The organism is Vreelandella zhuhanensis (genome assembly GCF_009793355.1).
GTDB classification, from domain to species: Bacteria; Pseudomonadota; Gammaproteobacteria; order Pseudomonadales; family Halomonadaceae; genus Vreelandella; species Vreelandella zhuhanensis.
On record NZ_WTKP01000004.1, the window covers coordinates 126,893 to 143,293 of the forward strand.

At 61.5% G+C, this 16,401-nt stretch carries 13 protein-coding genes; 6 read left to right on the top strand and 7 right to left on the bottom strand.

Annotated elements, in window-relative coordinates; translation table 11 throughout:
- Positions 1 to 40: 40 nt before the first annotated feature.
- Positions 41 to 2,239 carry a catalase/peroxidase HPI gene (gene katG, locus GPM19_RS06795; RefSeq protein WP_160418219.1) on the top strand — a complete coding sequence of 733 codons (2,199 nt, stop codon included), beginning with the start codon at positions 41 to 43 and terminating at the stop codon, positions 2,237 to 2,239.
- Between the two features lie 107 nt (positions 2,240 to 2,346).
- Here katG and paaX read toward each other — a convergent pair whose 3' ends face one another.
- The 7 genes from paaX to paaN all read right to left on the bottom strand — a co-directional run bounded on the left by paaX (position 2,347) and on the right by paaN (position 11,203).
- Complete coding sequence (gene paaX, locus GPM19_RS06800; protein WP_160418221.1) at positions 2,347 to 3,276, bottom strand: phenylacetic acid degradation operon negative regulatory protein PaaX; 930 nt, start codon at positions 3,274 to 3,276, stop codon at positions 2,347 to 2,349.
- 202 nt (positions 3,277 to 3,478) lie between these two features.
- Complete coding sequence (locus tag GPM19_RS06805; protein WP_160418223.1) at positions 3,479 to 4,939, bottom strand: sodium-dependent transporter; 1,461 nt, start codon at positions 4,937 to 4,939, stop codon at positions 3,479 to 3,481.
- A 120-nt stretch (positions 4,940 to 5,059) separates the two neighbouring features.
- Positions 5,060 to 6,151, bottom strand: coding sequence for a 4-hydroxyphenylpyruvate dioxygenase (hppD, locus tag GPM19_RS06810; RefSeq protein ID WP_160418225.1), 1,092 nt, complete (start codon positions 6,149 to 6,151; stop codon positions 5,060 to 5,062).
- Between the two features lie 246 nt (positions 6,152 to 6,397).
- Complete coding sequence (locus GPM19_RS06815) at positions 6,398 to 7,957, bottom strand: sigma-54-dependent transcriptional regulator (protein WP_160418227.1); 1,560 nt, start codon at positions 7,955 to 7,957, stop codon at positions 6,398 to 6,400.
- 158 nt (positions 7,958 to 8,115) lie between these two features.
- Positions 8,116 to 8,901, bottom strand: coding sequence for an enoyl-CoA hydratase-related protein (locus GPM19_RS06820; protein ID WP_160418229.1), 786 nt, complete (start codon positions 8,899 to 8,901; stop codon positions 8,116 to 8,118).
- On the bottom strand, positions 8,901 to 9,515 hold the full coding sequence (paaY, locus tag GPM19_RS06825; protein ID WP_160418231.1) for a phenylacetic acid degradation protein PaaY: 615 nt from the start codon (positions 9,513 to 9,515) through the stop codon (positions 8,901 to 8,903). The genes GPM19_RS06820 and paaY overlap by 1 nt, the downstream gene beginning before the upstream one ends.
- Positions 9,516 to 9,526: 11 nt before the next feature.
- On the bottom strand, positions 9,527 to 11,203 hold the full coding sequence (gene paaN, locus GPM19_RS06830) for a phenylacetic acid degradation protein PaaN (protein ID WP_160418233.1): 1,677 nt from the start codon (positions 11,201 to 11,203) through the stop codon (positions 9,527 to 9,529).
- A gap of 369 nt (positions 11,204 to 11,572) precedes the next feature.
- On the opposite strand from paaN, the gene paaF reads away from it, so the two are divergent.
- Genes paaF through pcaF form a run of 5 tightly spaced genes read left to right on the top strand, consistent with a single transcriptional unit; the run spans position 11,573 to position 16,368 of the window.
- Positions 11,573 to 12,346 carry a 2,3-dehydroadipyl-CoA hydratase PaaF gene (gene paaF / locus GPM19_RS06835; RefSeq protein WP_160418235.1) on the top strand — a complete coding sequence of 258 codons (774 nt, stop codon included), beginning with the start codon at positions 11,573 to 11,575 and terminating at the stop codon, positions 12,344 to 12,346.
- Positions 12,347 to 12,362: 16 nt separating this feature from the next.
- Positions 12,363 to 13,154, top strand: a complete 792-nt coding sequence (paaG, locus tag GPM19_RS06840; protein ID WP_160418237.1) for a 2-(1,2-epoxy-1,2-dihydrophenyl)acetyl-CoA isomerase PaaG — start codon at positions 12,363 to 12,365, stop codon at positions 13,152 to 13,154.
- Between the two features lies 1 nt (position 13,155).
- A complete protein-coding gene (gene paaH / locus GPM19_RS06845) occupies positions 13,156 to 14,706 on the top strand; it encodes a 3-hydroxyacyl-CoA dehydrogenase PaaH (RefSeq protein ID WP_160418239.1) in 1,551 nt (516 codons plus the stop codon).
- Positions 14,699 to 15,166, top strand: coding sequence for a hydroxyphenylacetyl-CoA thioesterase PaaI (paaI, locus tag GPM19_RS06850; protein WP_160418241.1), 468 nt, complete (start codon positions 14,699 to 14,701; stop codon positions 15,164 to 15,166). Before paaH ends, paaI begins: the two co-directional genes overlap by 8 nt.
- Complete coding sequence (gene pcaF, locus GPM19_RS06855) at positions 15,163 to 16,368, top strand: 3-oxoadipyl-CoA thiolase (protein ID WP_160418243.1); 1,206 nt, start codon at positions 15,163 to 15,165, stop codon at positions 16,366 to 16,368. Before paaI ends, pcaF begins: the two co-directional genes overlap by 4 nt.
- Positions 16,369 to 16,401 lie beyond the last annotated feature (33 nt).

Below are 16,401 nucleotides of genomic sequence, written 5' to 3' on the forward strand. Positions count from 1 at the left end.
GAGTGTAAGCCCATCTAGTCAAGTCGAGGAGAATAATAACGTGTCCGATCAAAAACCTACACGCCCGGAATGGGGCGCACGTACCACGCCACGTCTGCAGGGCAACGAACACTGGTGGCCCGACCAGCTCAACCTCAACGTCCTGCACCAGAAGCATCCCGACGCCAGCCCCTTTGGTGCGGATTTCAGCTACGGAGAAGCGTTCTCGCAGCTTGACGTCGACGAACTCTCCGCCGATGTCGATGCGTTGATGACCGACTCGCAAGAATGGTGGCCCGCCGACTGGGGCCACTACGGGCCGTTCTTCATCCGGATGTCGTGGCACGCGGCCGGTACCTACCGGGCGCTCGACGGCCGTGGCGGCGGCGGCACCGGCGCGCAGCGCTTCGCCCCGCTCAACAGCTGGCCCGACAACGGCAACCTGGACAAGGCGCGCCGCCTACTGTGGCCGATCAAGCAGAAATACGGCGAGAAGATTTCCTGGGCCGACCTGATGGTCTTCGCCGGTAACCGCGCGCTCGAAACGATGGGCTTTCGCACCTTCGGTTTCGGGTTCGGCCGCTCCGACATCTGGGCGCCCGAAGACGACATCTATTGGGGGCCGGAGACCGAGTGGCTGGCGACCAACGATGAGCGCTACACCGGAAGCTGGGAAGATGGCAGCCGCGTGCTGGACAACCCGCTCGCCGCGGTCCAGATGGGGCTGATCTACGTCAACCCGGAAGGCCCCAACGGCATCCCGGATGCGATGAAATCCGCGCAGGATGTACGCGAGACCTTCGCGCGGATGGGCATGAACGACCGCGAGACGGTCGCGCTGACCGTCGGGGGACACACTTTCGGCAAGATGCACGGCAACGGCCCCGCCGAGGCCGTCGGCGCGACGCCAGAGGAAGCCAAGGTCAACGAGATGGGGATCGGCTGGGCCAACAAGCACGAGACCGGCCTCGGTGAGTACACCATCACCTCCGGACTCGAAGGCGCCTGGACCCCGACGCCGACCAAGTGGGATCACACCTACCTGAAAACCATCTTCGCCCATCAGTGGGAGGTCAAGAAGTCGCCCGCCGGCGCGAACCAGTGGGAGCCGGTCGAAGTCAAGGAAGGCTACTGGGTGCCCGACGCCCACGTCGAAGGCAAGAAGAACCCGCCGGTGATGAATACCGCCGACATGGCGATGATCACCGACCCCGACTATCTCGCGATCTCCAAGGAGTACCACGAAAACCCAGAGGTGCTCACCGACGAGTTCGCCCGTGCCTGGTACAAGCTGCTGCACCGTGACATGGGCCCACGCGACCGCTATCTCGGCCCGCAGGTGGCCGACGAAGTTCTCGTCTGGCAGGACCCGGTGCCCGAGCACCAGGGGCCACTGGTCAACGATCAGCAGATCGCCACCCTCAAACAGCAGATCGCCGACGCCGGCCTCACCGCCAAGCAGCTGGTGGGAACCGCCTGGGCCTCGGCCTGCACCTATCGCCAGACCGACCACCGCGGCGGCGCCAACGGCGCACGTATTCGTCTCGAGCCGCAGGTCGGCTGGGACATCAACGTGCGCTCCGGTGTGGCGGAAGTGATCGACAAGCTCGATGAGATCAAGGACGCATCAGACGCCAACATCTCGCTTGCGGACATGATCGTGCTGGGCGGCAGCGTCGGGGTGGAAATGGCAGCTAAGGCGGCCGGGCATGACATCAAGGTGCCGTTCACTCCGGGCCGCACCGACGCCAGCCAGGAAATGACCGAGGTGGATACCCACGCCTACCTCGAACCCAGGCACGATGCGTTCCGCAACTACATGCAGGAGCAGACGACGTCCATTCCCGCCGAGCACCTGATGATCGACCGGGCGTTCATGCTCAATCTCAGCGTACCGCAGATGACCGCACTCCTCGGCGGCATGCGGGCCATCGGCGCTAACGTCGGTGACAACGATGAAGGGGTTCTCACCGATCGCCCCGGCCAGCTGACCAACGACTTCTTCGTCAACCTCATCGACATGGGCACCGTCTGGGCGCCGGTCGACGAGAACGAAGAACGCTTCGAAGGCCACGACCGCGCCACGGGCGAGAAGAAATGGACCGCGACACGCGTCGATCTGGTCTACGGTTCCAACTCGCAGCTGCGCGCCATCGCGGAGGAGTACGCCGCAAACGGTGGTGAGGAGAGAATGCTCGACCGCTTCGTCAAGGGCTGGGTCAAGGTCATGGAGAACGACCGCTTCGACCTGCACCGCTGAGCGTCAGGCCCGCGAGGGAACGCGGGCCGTTGCTGGTAAACTGCACCCCGAAGGTTGGACGCCCAATCTTCGGGGTGTTTTGTATTTTAGGCTGGCTAAAACACCCTTCAATCCAGGCCGCCAAAACGCTGATAGAACCCGGGCGTAGGGGCGGGCAAGGGGCCTTCGGCGGTTTCCAGGTGTTTGTCCAACCAACTCTCCGCACGCTGATGAATCGCACGGTATATGTTTCGGCATAGCTGAAAGGCATTGCGCCCTTCCCAAGCGGCGGGAAGCAGCTCATCCGGAAGTTGAGGGTCGCGAAGTTGAACCTTGCGGTATTCATGAATTAACAAGATACGCGCGATAAAGCACTCTTCTTCGCTAAGTGCATTATCTTCATTGGCCAGGGCGCGCCATAAAGGGCGAAACTTATCCAGAAAAACCTTGTAGCTCTGGGATAACTCATCAAGGTTCCAACTCTCTCTAACCTGGAGCCTCAAGGGCTTTCTTACCATGGGCGTCAGCGGCTCGGTCTGCATGATAATGGTATCTTCGGCAGCCCCCATTTCCTGTAGTACCGCAATCGTTTCATTTCGGCTAAGCGTGGGGTGCGCCAGAATCCCAGGACAAAAGCTGCCAAACCCGAGCCACTCCAGTTCATCACGCACTTTCTGGCGTGTCGCAGGCTCCAGCTGCGTCAACATGGCCAATGTCCATTTGCCCATCCATTGGGTTTGCTGGCCGTGGTAAACCCGCTTGAAGGCCTGTTCAAAACGACGCCGCCCGGCATTGCTCAGGCTGTAGTAACTGCGCCGGCCCACCTTTTCGCCTTGCAGCCAGGTATCCTGGGTTAGCCGATAAACAGACGTTCTTACCAGGCGTTCGTTAATGCCGATGGGTTCCAGCAGTTGATACAAACTACCCAGCCAGACAGTGCCCCCTCGCGGGACAATCGCATCGCCGTAAACGGTAATGATGAGAGAGCCGGCGCGAATCGGGCGACGTGCCTGGAAGTTGCAGACGAGATCCGCAACACAGTCAGAAGCAAGCGACATGGTGATAGTGAGTCCCTGTGCGGCAATTCCGTGGGTGTTGAACGTTGGCAGCAAAGGCGCACATGCTACACAAAGGAGATATATCACGCCATAAAAGGCGCCGTGCCGCTCCCGCCAGTAAGCGGAAACGGCACGGCTGTTCTAGCGTCTAGCCTGGTGTAACGCCCACATCAGGGGAGTGGGAGCGTTTCGGCTAGGTGGCTCAGGAGACCTGGCGGCGTAGCCGCGGACTGGCCAACTCGCCCACCACGGTAACCAGCGCCAATAGCGCCAGCAACCAGGGCCACTGGGTGGCTATCTGAAGCGTGGCAAGACCCAGCGCATCGATGAAAATCAACACGATGCCCAGCGGGCTCACGTAACGCACCATGAACAGCCACAGCGCATGCTGGGTGCGGCTGAGTCCCAACTCTTCCCGGAAGATTTCGTTGCGCAGCAGGAAACCTGCCATCAAGGCCATGCCCAGGCCGCCCAACGGCATCATCCAGCGAGAGGTCAGGTAATCCAGCCAGTCGAAGAAGTTGCGTCCCGCCAGGGTCCAGTCGGCGCCCAGGTTGAACGACAGCATCGCCAGGGTACTGACCAGCCACAGAACGATACCCACACCCCAGGAAGCTTTTTTCCGCGTCATGCCTTTACTGTCGGTGAGCCAGGCCACCGTGGCTTCGATCATCGAAATCGAAGAGGTGAGTGCGGCCATCGCCAGCATCAGGAAGAATAGGATGCCGAACAAGGTGCCAAACGGCATTGCTTGGAAGGCCAGCGGCAAGCTCATGAAGATCAGCCCCGGCCCAGCACCCGGGCTCATTCCGTTAGCGAAAATGATCGGGAAGATCGCCAGTCCCGCCATCAGCGCCACAACGGTATCGGCAATCGCTACGCTGAACGTGGTGCGCGCGATGGAGTGTCCCGCCGGCAGGTAAGAGCCGTACGTCAGGATCGCCCCGGAAGCCAGCGACAGGGTGAAAAAGGCATGCCCCAGCGCGGCTAGCAGGCCTTCACTGCTGAGACCTTCGGTATTGAAGGAAAACAGGAACGACCAAGCCTCGCCAAAGCCACCGGAAAAGGCGCCGTAGCCGATCAGGATACCCAGCATGATCACCATGCCCGGCATCATCCAGCTGACGCTTTTCTCGATACCGGCTTGCACGCCCTTGCCCACGATCAGCATGGTCAACACCGTGACCAGCGTGCTCCAGGCGCCCAGATTGAAGGGATTGGCGTTATTGGCCGCGAAAATCGCCGCCATGTCATCGACGCTGGTACCCGCCAGCCCACCACTGAGCATTTTCCATAGATAGGAAAACGCCCAGCCGGCGACCACCACGTAGAAAGACAGGATCATGAAACCGCACAGCATGGCCATCCAGCCGAAGATCGACCAGAAACTGCCATGGCCCGATTCATGCACCACACGGCGGATAGCGTCAATCGGGCTACCCCGGCCACGGCGGCCGAAGCTGATTTCAGCCATCATGATAGGAACCCCTACCGCCAGAATGCAGGCCAGATAGACCAGCACGAAGGCACCGCCACCGAACTCACCGGTGATGTAGGGAAACTTCCAGATATTACCCAGACCCACTGCGGAACCAGTGGCAGCCAGTACAAACCCCCAGCGGCCCAGCCACAGCGTCTTGGTAGGTGTATTCGTCGTCGTCATCGGGGAAAACCTTATAGATTTAATTGTTTTTTAGGTTATTTTTTCTAGACAGCAAAAACAACCAATGAAGAGCAGATTGGTTGCATGAAAAGACCGCCCTACCCGGGCGGTCCAGGCTTTTTACTCGCTGATTACACCGCGGCGAATCTGGTCTTCCTCGATCGATTCGAACAGAGCCTTGAAGTTGCCCTCGCCGAAGCCGTCGTTGCCCTTGCGCTGGATGATCTCGAAGAAGATCGGGCCGATCACCGTCTCGGTGAAGATCTGCAGCAGCACGCCCTCGTCGGGACCGCCGTCGATCAACAGGCTCAGCTCGCGCAGGTCTTCCACGTTTTCTTCGTGGTTGGGCACGCGTTGATCGATCTTTTCGTAGTAGGTGTCCGGCGTGGACAGGAAGGTCACGCCGTTTTCGCGTAGCGCACGCACCGTGGCGTAGATGTTGTCGGTGGACATGGCCAGATGTTGGATGCCCTCGCCGTTGTACTCGCGCAGGAATTCAGCGATCTGGGAGTTATCGTCGGCGGATTCGTTGATCGGGATGTGCATCTTGCCGCAGGGCGCGGTCATGGCACGGGAATGCAGACCGGTCTTCTTGCCCTTGATGTCGAAATAGCGGTTCTCGCGGAAGTTGGCGATATCGATGTAGAAGTTGGCCCAGACGTCCATCTGGCCGCGGTCGACGTTATGCGTCAGGTGATCGAGCACCTTGAGGCCGACGCTATTATCGCTGGGCGAACGGTTGGGGATCGCCTCGAAGTCGATGTCATAAATGGTGCGGCCCTGGTCATCGACCTTGTTGTCGACGAAATACAGCAGGGAACCACCGATACCGCGCACCGCGGGAATACCCACTTCTCCGGGCTCCACATGGTTCTCCACCGGCTCGGCGCCCTGGGACACGGCATACTCGAAGGCCTGCTGGGCATCCGCCACTTTCCAGGCCATGGCACAGGCGCTGGGGCCATGCACCTCGGCGAATTTCGCCGCATGACTGCCCGGTTCGGCATTGAGCACGAAGTTGACGCCATCCTGCTGGAACAGAAAGACATTCTTGGAACGGTGCTTGCGAGTCTCGGTGAAACCCATCTGATTGAACAGCTTGCGCAGGTTCTCGATACCTTCGCTGGTCGGCGCGGTATATTCAACGAATTCGAAACCATCGGTGCCGATGGGGTTATGCGTAGACAGGGGTGTGGTTGCTGGGGCGTTCATAAAAAGCCTCTAGACAGATAATTGTTTTTCCGACAGGTCGACCAACTGCGGGTCAACCCAGTGATAAAGAGTCTAGGGGGCTAGCCATGCGCCGGGAATGGGACTAAAGCGCGTTCATGGCCACGCTGACCATGGTCGGCACACCACCTTCGTAAATAAAACGTTACACCTGGCCGGGAGTGCTGAGCGGTGGGTGCCAAGCGTTGCGTTTTTCTGACACTGCGTAAAGAAAACATGACAGGCAATTCAATCATCCTGCGCGCCAATGCCGTAACGCTTGAGCTTGTTGGCAATCGTGGTATGCGAAACCCCTAGCCGTTTACCCAGCTGGCGGCTGGAAGGGTGCTGCCGATACAAGGTACTCAGGATGCGTTTTTCCACATCCCCAAGAATATCGCTCAGGCTTCCTTCCAGCGGAATGCCGGCAAGCTCAGGCGCACCTTCGCTTTGCGGGAGCCGCAGATGCACCGGCTGGATGACCTTCTCCTCGCACAGCGACACCGCCTGAAACAGGACGTTTTCCAGCTGGCGGACATTGCCCGGCCAATCATAGTGAGCGAGTTTTTCCAGGGCCGCAGGCGAAAGACCTGGCAAGGGACAGCCGATCTGACGCGCCGCACGATCCAGAAAGTAGGCCGCCAACTCCTCGATGCCGTCGAGACATTCGCGTAAAGGGGGCACCTGTAGCGAGAGCACATTGAGCCGATGATAAAGGTCGGGACGAAACAGCCCTTCGGCACAGAGTTGTGGCAAGTTCTGCTGGGTAGCGCAGATCACTCGCACATCGAGATAGGTTTCCTCGTCGCTGCCCACGCGGCGGAAACCACCGTCCTGGAGAAAACGCAGCAGCTTGGTCTGTAACCGCGGGCTCATTTCGCCGACTTCATCGAGAAAGATGGTGCCGCCTTCGGTGAGCTCCAGAAGGCCCAGCTTGCCTTCGGGGCGAGCCCCTTCGAAGGCGCCCGGTGCGTAACCGAACAATTCGGTCTCGGCCATCGACTCGGGGAGCCCAGCACAGTTGAGCACCATGAACGGCGCTTGCCCACGCGGGCTTGCCAGGTGACAGGCCCTGGCGACCAGTTCTTTTCCGGTACCGGTTTCACCCACGATCAACAGGGGCGCATCCAGCGGCGCCATCCGCCGCGCCTCATGGATCAAGGCTTCCAGACGTGGGCTTGACTGAAAAATCGCCTCGAAGCCGCGCAACTCCTGGCGCTGTACCTGATAGATACGCGCACCGATACGGTCGGCGCGGTGCAAGGTCATGACCGCCCCGGCCAGGGAAGCCACATCATTTTTTTCGCTATGCAACGGGGCAATATCGGCAAGATAGGTATCGCCTTTCAACTTGATGCGCAGCCCGTTGATGCGTGAGTTGTTGCGTCGAATCAGGTCGGGAAGGTTCAGGTCTTCCAGGTAACGATCCAGCGACAGCCCCGGTACTTCGTCGATGCGCACGCCCAGCATCTGCACGGCGGTGCGATTGGCGGCGACGATGCGCCCCTGCATATCGATCGACATCACCGGATCGGAAAGCGACGAAAGCAGCGCATCCAATTCCAGGTGGCGGCGCTCGCTGGGCATCAGACTGACCCGCTTGACCCCGAACACCCCTGGGATCGCGTCCAGGGCCGGCTTTAACGTGGCCAGCTGAGCATTGAGCAGTTGCGGTACATACAGATAGATGGTGTTGCCGTGATCCCCGCCCACTTCTCCTCGCGCCACATTGACGCGGTAATCGGCGAACTGGGCCACGATATCGCGAAGAATTCCGATTCGATTCTGGCAGTGAAACTTAAGGCGCATAGGTACCTCGAGGCGCAAGACAGGCGTGCGGCATTCGTGTAACGATATTTTGACACTTCACCGCGCCAAACACATAGCCGGTTTTTCTGTTGTAAGCAAAAGCGCCCCCTGCTCAGCAGGGGGCGCTTGGGTGCCATCACGTTCAAGCTTTTTGCCGGTCAGCGGTGACGAAACACCGGCTTGCGCTTTTCGGCAAAGGCATTCATGCCTTCCTTGCGGTCGGCCAGGTTGAACGTCGCCTGAAAGGCGCGGCGCTCGAACAGTAATCCCGCCTGCAAGCCGGTTTCAAAGGATTGCTCAACGGCTTCACGTATCTGCATGACCACCGGACGCGAGTGGGAAGCGATGGTGGCCGCCATGGTCAGGGCTTCCTCCATCAAGGCATCCACCGGCACGACCCGACACACCAGCCCCGCCTGCTCCGCTTCTGGGGCGTCCATCATGCGGCCGGTCAGGCACAGCTCCATCGCCTTGGCCTTGCCGATGGCGCGCACCAGGCGTTGCGTGCCTCCGGCCCCCGGCATGGTGCCGATCTTGACTTCCGGCTGGCCGAATTTCGCCGTGTCGCTGGCCAGGATGATGTCGCAGGCCATGGCCAATTCACAGCCACCGCCAAGGGCAAAACCCGAGACCGCCGCAACCGTCGGTTTACGGCAATTGTTCAGCCGCTCCCAGCCGTGCGACTTGACGTAAGGAAAGTCGTCGAGAAACAGATCGGCATGCTCGCGATCGAGCATTTCGCCGATGTCGGCCCCGGCGGCGAAGACCTTCTCGCCCCCGGTGAGCACGATCGTCCCTATCGCCTCGTCCGCCTCGAAGGCGTCCAGCGCCTGTCCCAGCTCGTCCACCAACGCATTGCACAGGGCATTATAGGCCTTGGGTCGGTCAAGGCGGATGATGCCCACCGCCTTCTGTGTCGAGACCTCGATCAGTTCATAACTCATCAGGACCCGCCCCCTTTGGCGCCAAGCTGCTGCTTTGGCGCCGTATCACCGGCTTCCAGCACGGGCCGGTCGACATCCAGCTCGGTAAGTGGCTCGCAAGGCTCCAGGCTGTCACGACAGCGAGTTACCAAGCGCTGGTATTCCTGGGTGCCCTGCTGCTTCCAGGCAAATTCCTCATCGCTCAGTTCGCGCTTGACCTTGGCGGGAGCGCCCATCACCAACGACTGGGGCGCGCACTCGAAACCGGCCTTGACGAACGCCGCCGCCGCGACGATCGAGCGCTCGGCGATCCGGGCGCCGTCCATCACCACGGCGTTCATGCCGACCATGGCATCACGCCCGACCACGCAGCCATGCAATACCGCGCCATGGCCAATATGCCCATCCTTTTCGACCTTGGTGACACAGCCGGGAAAGCCGTGCATCACGCAGGTGTCCTGAAGGTTGGAGCCTTCTTCCAGTACCAGACGGCCGAAATCGCCACGCATCACCGCGCCGGGGCCGACATAGCAACCGGGGCCGACGATCACATCGCCGATCAACACCGCCGTGGGATGCACATAGGCGGTCGGGTGCACCACCGGCGTCACCCCTTCGAGTCGATAGTACGGCATAACGTTCTCCGTCAGTCTGGTTGGCCGTGACGACGGCTTTGCACCACCACGAAGCGGCTGGCGACAAAGGCCTGGTCGCATAAGGAGGCATTGGCCGCCGGGTTGCCGCCGGTGGCATGGAAATCACTGAAAGCGGCCGACTGGTTGACGAACACACCGCCGTCCATGTTCAGCGACAGCGGCGCCGCCACGTCCATGGCCAGCTGTTCGAACTGCTCGGCCACGGTATCGTCGGTGGTATAGGCACCCAAGGTTATCGCGCCTTTTTCCAGAATCACCTCGCGCGCCAGGTCAATGCTGTGCCGGGTGTCTTCGGTGGCGACGACGAAGCTGATCGGGCCGAAACGCTCTTCACTATAGGCAGCCTTCTGCTCAGCATCCACCTTGAGCAGCAGCGGCGTATGAATGCGAGCGTTGGGGAACTGGGCGTGCTCACGCGGCTCGCTATCCAGCAGAATTTCGCCCAAGCCACGACATTCATCGATACGCGCTTCGGTCGCCGGCGACTGGATGGCGCCCAGCACGGCACAGGCACGGTCGTTGTCGCTGAGAAACTTATCGATCGCCTTGGAAAGCGCTGCGGTGACGTCGTCGAAGCTCAGATGACCCTCGGCCGTTTCAATGCCGCTCTTGGGTACATAGATGGCCTGACTGGTGGTACACATCTGTCCCGAATACAGGCTCAGCGAGAAGGCAAGGTTCATGGTGACCGCCTTGAGGTTATCCACGCTGTCGATGATCACGGTATTGATACCAGCCTTCTCGGCGAACACCTGGGCCTGGGTGGCATTCTGCACCAGCCAGTCACCGAAGGCGTTGGAGCCGGTGAAGTCGATCAACTTGACCGCCGGGTCGAGCGCCAGCGTCTTGGTCATCGGCGCCTCGACGCTATCGGGTACCAGGCTGACCAGGCAGGGGTCGAAGCCCGCTTCCTCGAGCACGTCCTGAGCGACGCGTGCGGTCATCGCCAGCGGCAGAATGGCGCCGGGGTGCGGCTTGAGAATCACCGGATTGCCGGTGGCCAGGCTGGCGAACAGCCCCGGGTAGGTGTTCCAGGTGGGGAAGGTGGAACAGGCCACCACCAGCGAAACACCGCGCGGCACGATGTGATAGCGCTTGTCGAGCACCAGGGGATCATGCTTGCCCTGGGGCTTGACCCATTTGGCGGTCGCGGGAATCTGCGCCATCGCCTGCCAGGCATAGGTCACGGCTTCCAGGCCGCGATCCTGGGCGTGCGGTCCACCGGCCTGAAACGCCATCATTGGGCCCTGGCCGCTGGTGTGCATCACCGCCTGGGCAATATCCGGGCTCATGGCGTTGAGACGCGCCAGGATTTCCAGACAGACACCGACGCGCGCCTCGGCACCGGCATCGCGCCAGGCGGGCATTGCCTTCTGCATGGCTGCAATCAGCGCTTCAGAGTCCGGCTGGTCATAAGTGATACCGAGGTCAAAGCCATAGGGCGACACTTCGCCGCCCACTTGCCGGGTGCTTGCCACGGCCTTGAGCGTAAACGGCTGATTGAGGAGAGTTTCGAACCTGGACGGCGCCCCTTTAACCGCATCCTCGGGATATTTCTTCATGTTTTCCGGATAGGGCGTCCAGAAATCACGGCTGGAAATAGCCTCGACGGCTTGATCAAGGGTCTTGCGGTGACGGTCGAACATCTGCTGCGCTGATTGCGTCATGGGGCACTCCTGCGTTTACGCATTGTTTTGATACGGTATCAAGATAGAGATTATCTTTCCCGTAACAAAACATCAAACGCCTTGCCCGGCACATCCAGCCTGAAAATCGCCGTGCCAACGCCAACGAGCCCCGGGGTCCGCGCCCTTCTCTCAACCGCACTCGCCTTATCGCCACCTTTAATACTATGGTCTAACTTCGCTCTGACGCCCTAGAAAAAGCATGCAAGCTGCTGTTAATAGAGCATAAACCCCATGCATAAAGGAAAAACGATACACTAATCATTAATTATCAATGTTGATGCGTATCAAAAAAAACCTATACTCGGCGGATAGTCCATCCTGTGTACCACAGGCCGAACTGAGGAAAAAATGCCCACGACTCTAATAATCACCCCCCCCCTGGATGGCGTTCTATGTATCAGGCTGAATCGCCCGGACGCATTGAATGCGCTCAACACACAGCTTCTCGCCGAACTCGCCGACACTCTGAGCGATGCTGACAATGATGACAGGGTGCGCGCCGTGGTGATCACCGGTAATGCACGGGCGTTCGCCGCCGGTGCGGATATCAAGGAAATGGCCGAACGCGACCTGGTCGGCATGCTGGAAGACCCTCGCCAGCACCACTGGGCCGCCATCACGCGTTTTCGCAAACCGATCATCGCCGCCGTCAACGGCTATGCGTTGGGCGGCGGCTGCGAGCTGGCCATGCATGCCGACATCATTATCGCCGGCGAGAGTGCCCAGTTCGGCCAGCCGGAAATCAACCTGGGCATCATGCCCGGTGCCGGCGGCACCCAGCGCCTGCTGCGGGCGGTGGGTAAATCGCTGGCCACCCAGATGGTGCTGACCGGCGAACCGATTTCCGCTCGCCGCGCGCTTGAAGCCGGCTTGATCAGCGAGATTACCCAGCCCGAACTGACCCTTGAGCGCGCCATGGCCATTGCCACACGCATCGCCGCCAAGGCACCGCTGGCGGTACGCCTGGCGCGGGAATCGCTGCACAAGGCGATGGATACCGACTTGGCCACCGGCCTGCGCTTCGAGCGCCATGCATTTACATTGCTGGCGGGCACCACCGACCGCGAAGAGGGCATTCGCGCCTTTCAGGAAAAACGACCTGCCACTTTTCAAGGGCACTGACACAAGGATATACCCCATGAGCCAAGCGCCCCTGCTTTACAGCGTGGAAGACGGCGTCGCCTGCATCACGTTGAACCGCCCCGAAAGCCTGAACAGCTTCAATACCGAGATGCACGCCGAGATGCGCAAGACGCTCAAGGCCGTGCGTCAGGATCCCAGCGTCCGGGCACTGCTGCTGACCGGCAACGGTCGCGGCTTCTGCGCTGGCCAGGACCTTTCCGACCGTAGCGTGGCCCCCGGCGAGCAAGCCCCCGACCTCGGCGAGTCGCTGGAGAAACGCTATAACCCCATGCTGCGCGCCCTCAAGGACATGCCGTTCCCCACCATCTGCGCGGTGAACGGCGTGGCCGCCGGTGCCGGTGCCAATATCGCCCTGGCCTGCGACATCGTGCTGGCGGCTCGCTCGGCAAGCTTCATTCAGGCCTTCTGCAAGATCGGCCTGATTCCGGATTCCGGCGGCACCTGGACACTGCCTAACTTGGTAGGCATGGCGCGCGCCAAGGGCCTGGCGATGCTGGGCGACAAGCTCCCCGCCGAGAAAGCCGAACAATGGGGCATGATCTGGCGCTGCGTCGACGACGAGGCGCTTCAGGAAGAAGCCATGGACATGGCGCGTCACCTGGCGACCCAACCCACGCGCGGTCTGGCACTGATCAAGCGCGCCCTGCACGCCAGCAGCGACAACAGCTTCGACGAACAGCTCGACCTGGAACGCGACCTGCAACGCCTCGCCGGGCGCTCCGAAGACTACCGCGAAGGCGTCAGCGCCTTTATCGAGAAACGTCGCCCCACCTTCAAGGGAGAGTGATATGTCAGCCCTTCCCACGACCGCCGTCATTGGCGTGATCGGTGCCGGTGCCATGGGTGCCGGTATCGCTCAGGTGGCCGCTCAGGCCGGCCATTCGGTCATCCTGCACGACAACCAGCCGGGCGCGGCCAGTGCCGGCATCGACAACATTCGCCGCCAGTTGGAAAAGCGCGTGGCCAAGGGCAAGATGCGCCAGGACGAAGTGGACGGCATCATCGCTCGCCTGCAGCCCGCCGACACTGTCGAGGCTTTGGCCGATAGCCGCTTGATCATCGAGGCCATCGTCGAGAATCTCGAGATCAAGCGTCAGGTGTTCGCTCAGCTCGAAGCGCTGTGCTCACCCGACACCTTGCTCGCCAGCAATACGTCCTCGCTGTCGATCACCTCGATTGCGGCCAACCTCGAACGCCCCGAACGCATGGCGGGACTGCACTTCTTCAACCCCGCACCCGTCATGAAGCTGGTCGAAGTGGTGTCGGGCCTGGCGACCAGCGCCGAGGTCGCCGAGACTCTTTATGCCACCGCCAGCGCCTGGGGCAAGGTCGCGGTGCACGCCAGCTCCACCCCGGGCTTCATCGTCAACCGCGTGGCCCGGCCTTTCTATGCCGAAGGGCTGCGCCTGTTGCAGGAAGGCGCCGGCGACGCCGCCACCCTGGACGCCCTGTTGCGTCAGGCCGGCGGGTTTCGCATGGGACCCTTCGAGCTGATGGACCTGATCGGCCATGACGTCAATTACGCCGTGACCCGCTCGGTGTTCGATGCCTACTACGGCGATACCCGTTTCGAGCCTTCCCTGGTGCAGCAGGCCCTGGTCGAAGCCGGACGCCTGGGACGCAAGTCCGGACAAGGCTTTTATGACTACTCTCGTGAAGGGCAGCATGAAAATACCGCCAAGCCTCAGCCCACAATCTCTGCACCGGCCCAGGCCGAATTACCGCCGCTGGTGGTACAGGGCGAGCCTGGGGTAATCGCTCCGCTGCTGGAACGCGCCCAGGAAAGCGGGCTCGAGGTGGTTCGCCGGGAGTCGTTGCAGCCGGACGGCACGACCCGCCTGCGCCTGGGCGATCTGGTGCTGGCCCTCAGCGACGGGCGTTGCGCCGCTGAGCGTGCGGTCAACGAAGGGCTCGAAGCGCTGGTGCTGTTCGACTTGTGCCTGGACTACCGCAACGCCGGTGCCATCGCGCTTTCCGCCAGCCACGCCACCTCCGCCGAGGCCCGTGAGCTTGCCACCGCCTTCTTCCAGCGCCTGGGAATCGACGTGGTCTGGCTGACCGATACTCCGGGGCTGGTGGTATTGCGCACCGTGGCGATGCTCGCCAATGAAGCCGCCGACGCCGTCTTGCAAGGTGTATGCAGCGCCGAGGATGGCGACCTGGCCATGCAGGCCGGGGTCAACTATCCCCGTGGCCCCTTGGCCTGGGCGGACTCGCTGGGCCTGGCCTTCGTCCACCGCACCCTCACGCACCTGCAGCAGAGCTACGGCGAGGAGCGCTATCGCGCCTCTTTCCTGCTGCGTCGCAAGGCCCTGACCGAGGAAAACTTTCATGAGTGAGTCCCCACTGACCCCGCAACAGCTGGCCGAAGCCTGTGCCGAGTCGATGTTTTCCCGCGACCATGCTAGCCAAGGGCTGGGCATGCGCATCACTCGCATGGCCCCCGGCTACGCCGAACTGACCATGACCGTGCGCCAGGAAATGGTGCAGGGTCACGGCAACTGCCATGGCGGGTTCCTGTTTACCCTGGCCGACTCCGCCTTTGCGTTTGCCTGCAACAGCTATGATGAAGCCACGGTGGCCGCCGGCTGCAGTATCGACTACCTCGGCCCCGGCCAGCTGGGCGATGTACTCACCGCCACCGCCGAAGAACGCAGCCGCCGCGGGCGCACCGGCATTTACGACATCACGTTGCGCAATCAGCACGGCGACACCGTTGCCTTGTTCCGTGGACGTTCCTATAAGATTCGCGGCAGCGTACGCCGCCTGGAAGACATCGCTGCTGGAGATAATCCATGAAAGACGCCCTGATAATCGATGCCATTCGTACCCCGGTCGGTCGCTACGGCGGCGCGCTTTCGAGCATGCGCGCCGATGACCTGGGGGCCGTTCCCATGCGTACCCTGATGGAGCGCAACCCGAGCGTCGACTGGTCGTTGATCGACGATATCTTTTACGGCTGCGCCAACCAGGCCGGGGAAGACAACCGTAACGTGGCGCGCATGTCCGCCCTGCTCGCCGGGCTTCCGGTCGAGGTGCCCGGCACCACCATCAACCGCCTGTGCGGTTCCGGCATGGATGCGATAGGCAATGCCGCCCGCACCCTCAAGGCCGGCGAAGCCGGGCTGATGATCGCCGGGGGCGTGGAGTCGATGTCACGCGCGCCCTTCGTGATGGGCAAGGCCGAACAGGCCTTCTCGCGTCAGGCCGATATCTTCGACACCACCATCGGCTGGCGCTTCATCAACCGTGCCATGAAAGCCCAGTTCGGGGTGGATTCAATGCCCGAAACCGCTGAGAACGTGGCCGAGCAGTTCGGCATTTCCCGGGAAGATCAGGACGCCTTCGCACTGCGCAGCCAACAGCGCACCGCCGCCGCCATGCAGGCCGGTCGTCTCGCCGAGGAAATCGTTGCGGTCGAAATACCCCGGCGCAAGCAGGACCCGCTGGTGGTGGATACCGATGAACATCCGCGTGCCTCCACCACCGCCGAGCAACTCGCCAAGCTGCCCACTCCCTTCCGCGAAGGCGGCAGTGTCACGGCAGGCAATGCCTCGGGCGTCAACGATGGTGCCTGTGCGCTGTTGATGGCGTCCCCCGACCAGGCCGAGCGCTTCGGCCTCAAGGCCCGCGCTCGTGTGGTGGGCATGGCCACCGCTGGGGTGGAGCCGCGCATCATGGGGTTCGGCCCCTCGCCGGCCACCCGCAAGGTGCTCGCCCAGACCGGGCTGACTCTCGACCAGATGGACGTCATCGAGCTCAATGAAGCCTTCGCCGCTCAGGCCTTGGCGGTAATGCGCGACCTGGGCCTTGACGACGACGCCGAACACGTCAATCCCAATGGAGGTGCCATCGCCTTGGGCCATCCGCTGGGCATGAGCGGCGCTCGGCTGGTCACCACGGCCCTGCATGAACTCGAGCGCCGGCAAGGACGCTTTGCGCTATGCACCATGTGTATCGGTGTCGGCCAGGGCATTGCCCTGATCATTCAGCGCCAGTAAGCCTATTTCTTAGCTATAAGCCTAATAACAACT

What these genes read in the sequence shown, in the direction of transcription:
- paaN (WP_160418233.1), bottom strand. Translation starts at nt 11,203, where the DNA reads ATGACGCAATCAGCGCAGCAGATGTTCGACCGTCACCGCAAGACCCTT.
- GPM19_RS06820 (WP_160418229.1), bottom strand. Translation starts at nt 8,901, where the DNA reads ATGAGTTATGAACTGATCGAGGTCTCGACACAGAAGGCGGTGGGCATC.
- paaF (WP_160418235.1), top strand. Translation starts at nt 11,573, where the DNA reads ATGCCCACGACTCTAATAATCACCCCCCCCCTGGATGGCGTTCTATGT.
- paaG (WP_160418237.1), top strand. Translation starts at nt 12,363, where the DNA reads ATGAGCCAAGCGCCCCTGCTTTACAGCGTGGAAGACGGCGTCGCCTGC.
- paaY (WP_160418231.1), bottom strand. Translation starts at nt 9,515, where the DNA reads ATGCCGTACTATCGACTCGAAGGGGTGACGCCGGTGGTGCACCCGACC.
- paaX (WP_160418221.1), bottom strand. Translation starts at nt 3,276, where the DNA reads ATGTCGCTTGCTTCTGACTGTGTTGCGGATCTCGTCTGCAACTTCCAG.
- paaH (WP_160418239.1), top strand. Translation starts at nt 13,156, where the DNA reads ATGTCAGCCCTTCCCACGACCGCCGTCATTGGCGTGATCGGTGCCGGT.
- GPM19_RS06805 (WP_160418223.1), bottom strand. Translation starts at nt 4,939, where the DNA reads ATGACGACGACGAATACACCTACCAAGACGCTGTGGCTGGGCCGCTGG.
- pcaF (WP_160418243.1), top strand. Translation starts at nt 15,163, where the DNA reads ATGAAAGACGCCCTGATAATCGATGCCATTCGTACCCCGGTCGGTCGC.
- GPM19_RS06815 (WP_160418227.1), bottom strand. Translation starts at nt 7,957, where the DNA reads ATGCGCCTTAAGTTTCACTGCCAGAATCGAATCGGAATTCTTCGCGAT.
- paaI (WP_160418241.1), top strand. Translation starts at nt 14,699, where the DNA reads ATGAGTGAGTCCCCACTGACCCCGCAACAGCTGGCCGAAGCCTGTGCC.
- hppD (WP_160418225.1), bottom strand. Translation starts at nt 6,151, where the DNA reads ATGAACGCCCCAGCAACCACACCCCTGTCTACGCATAACCCCATCGGC.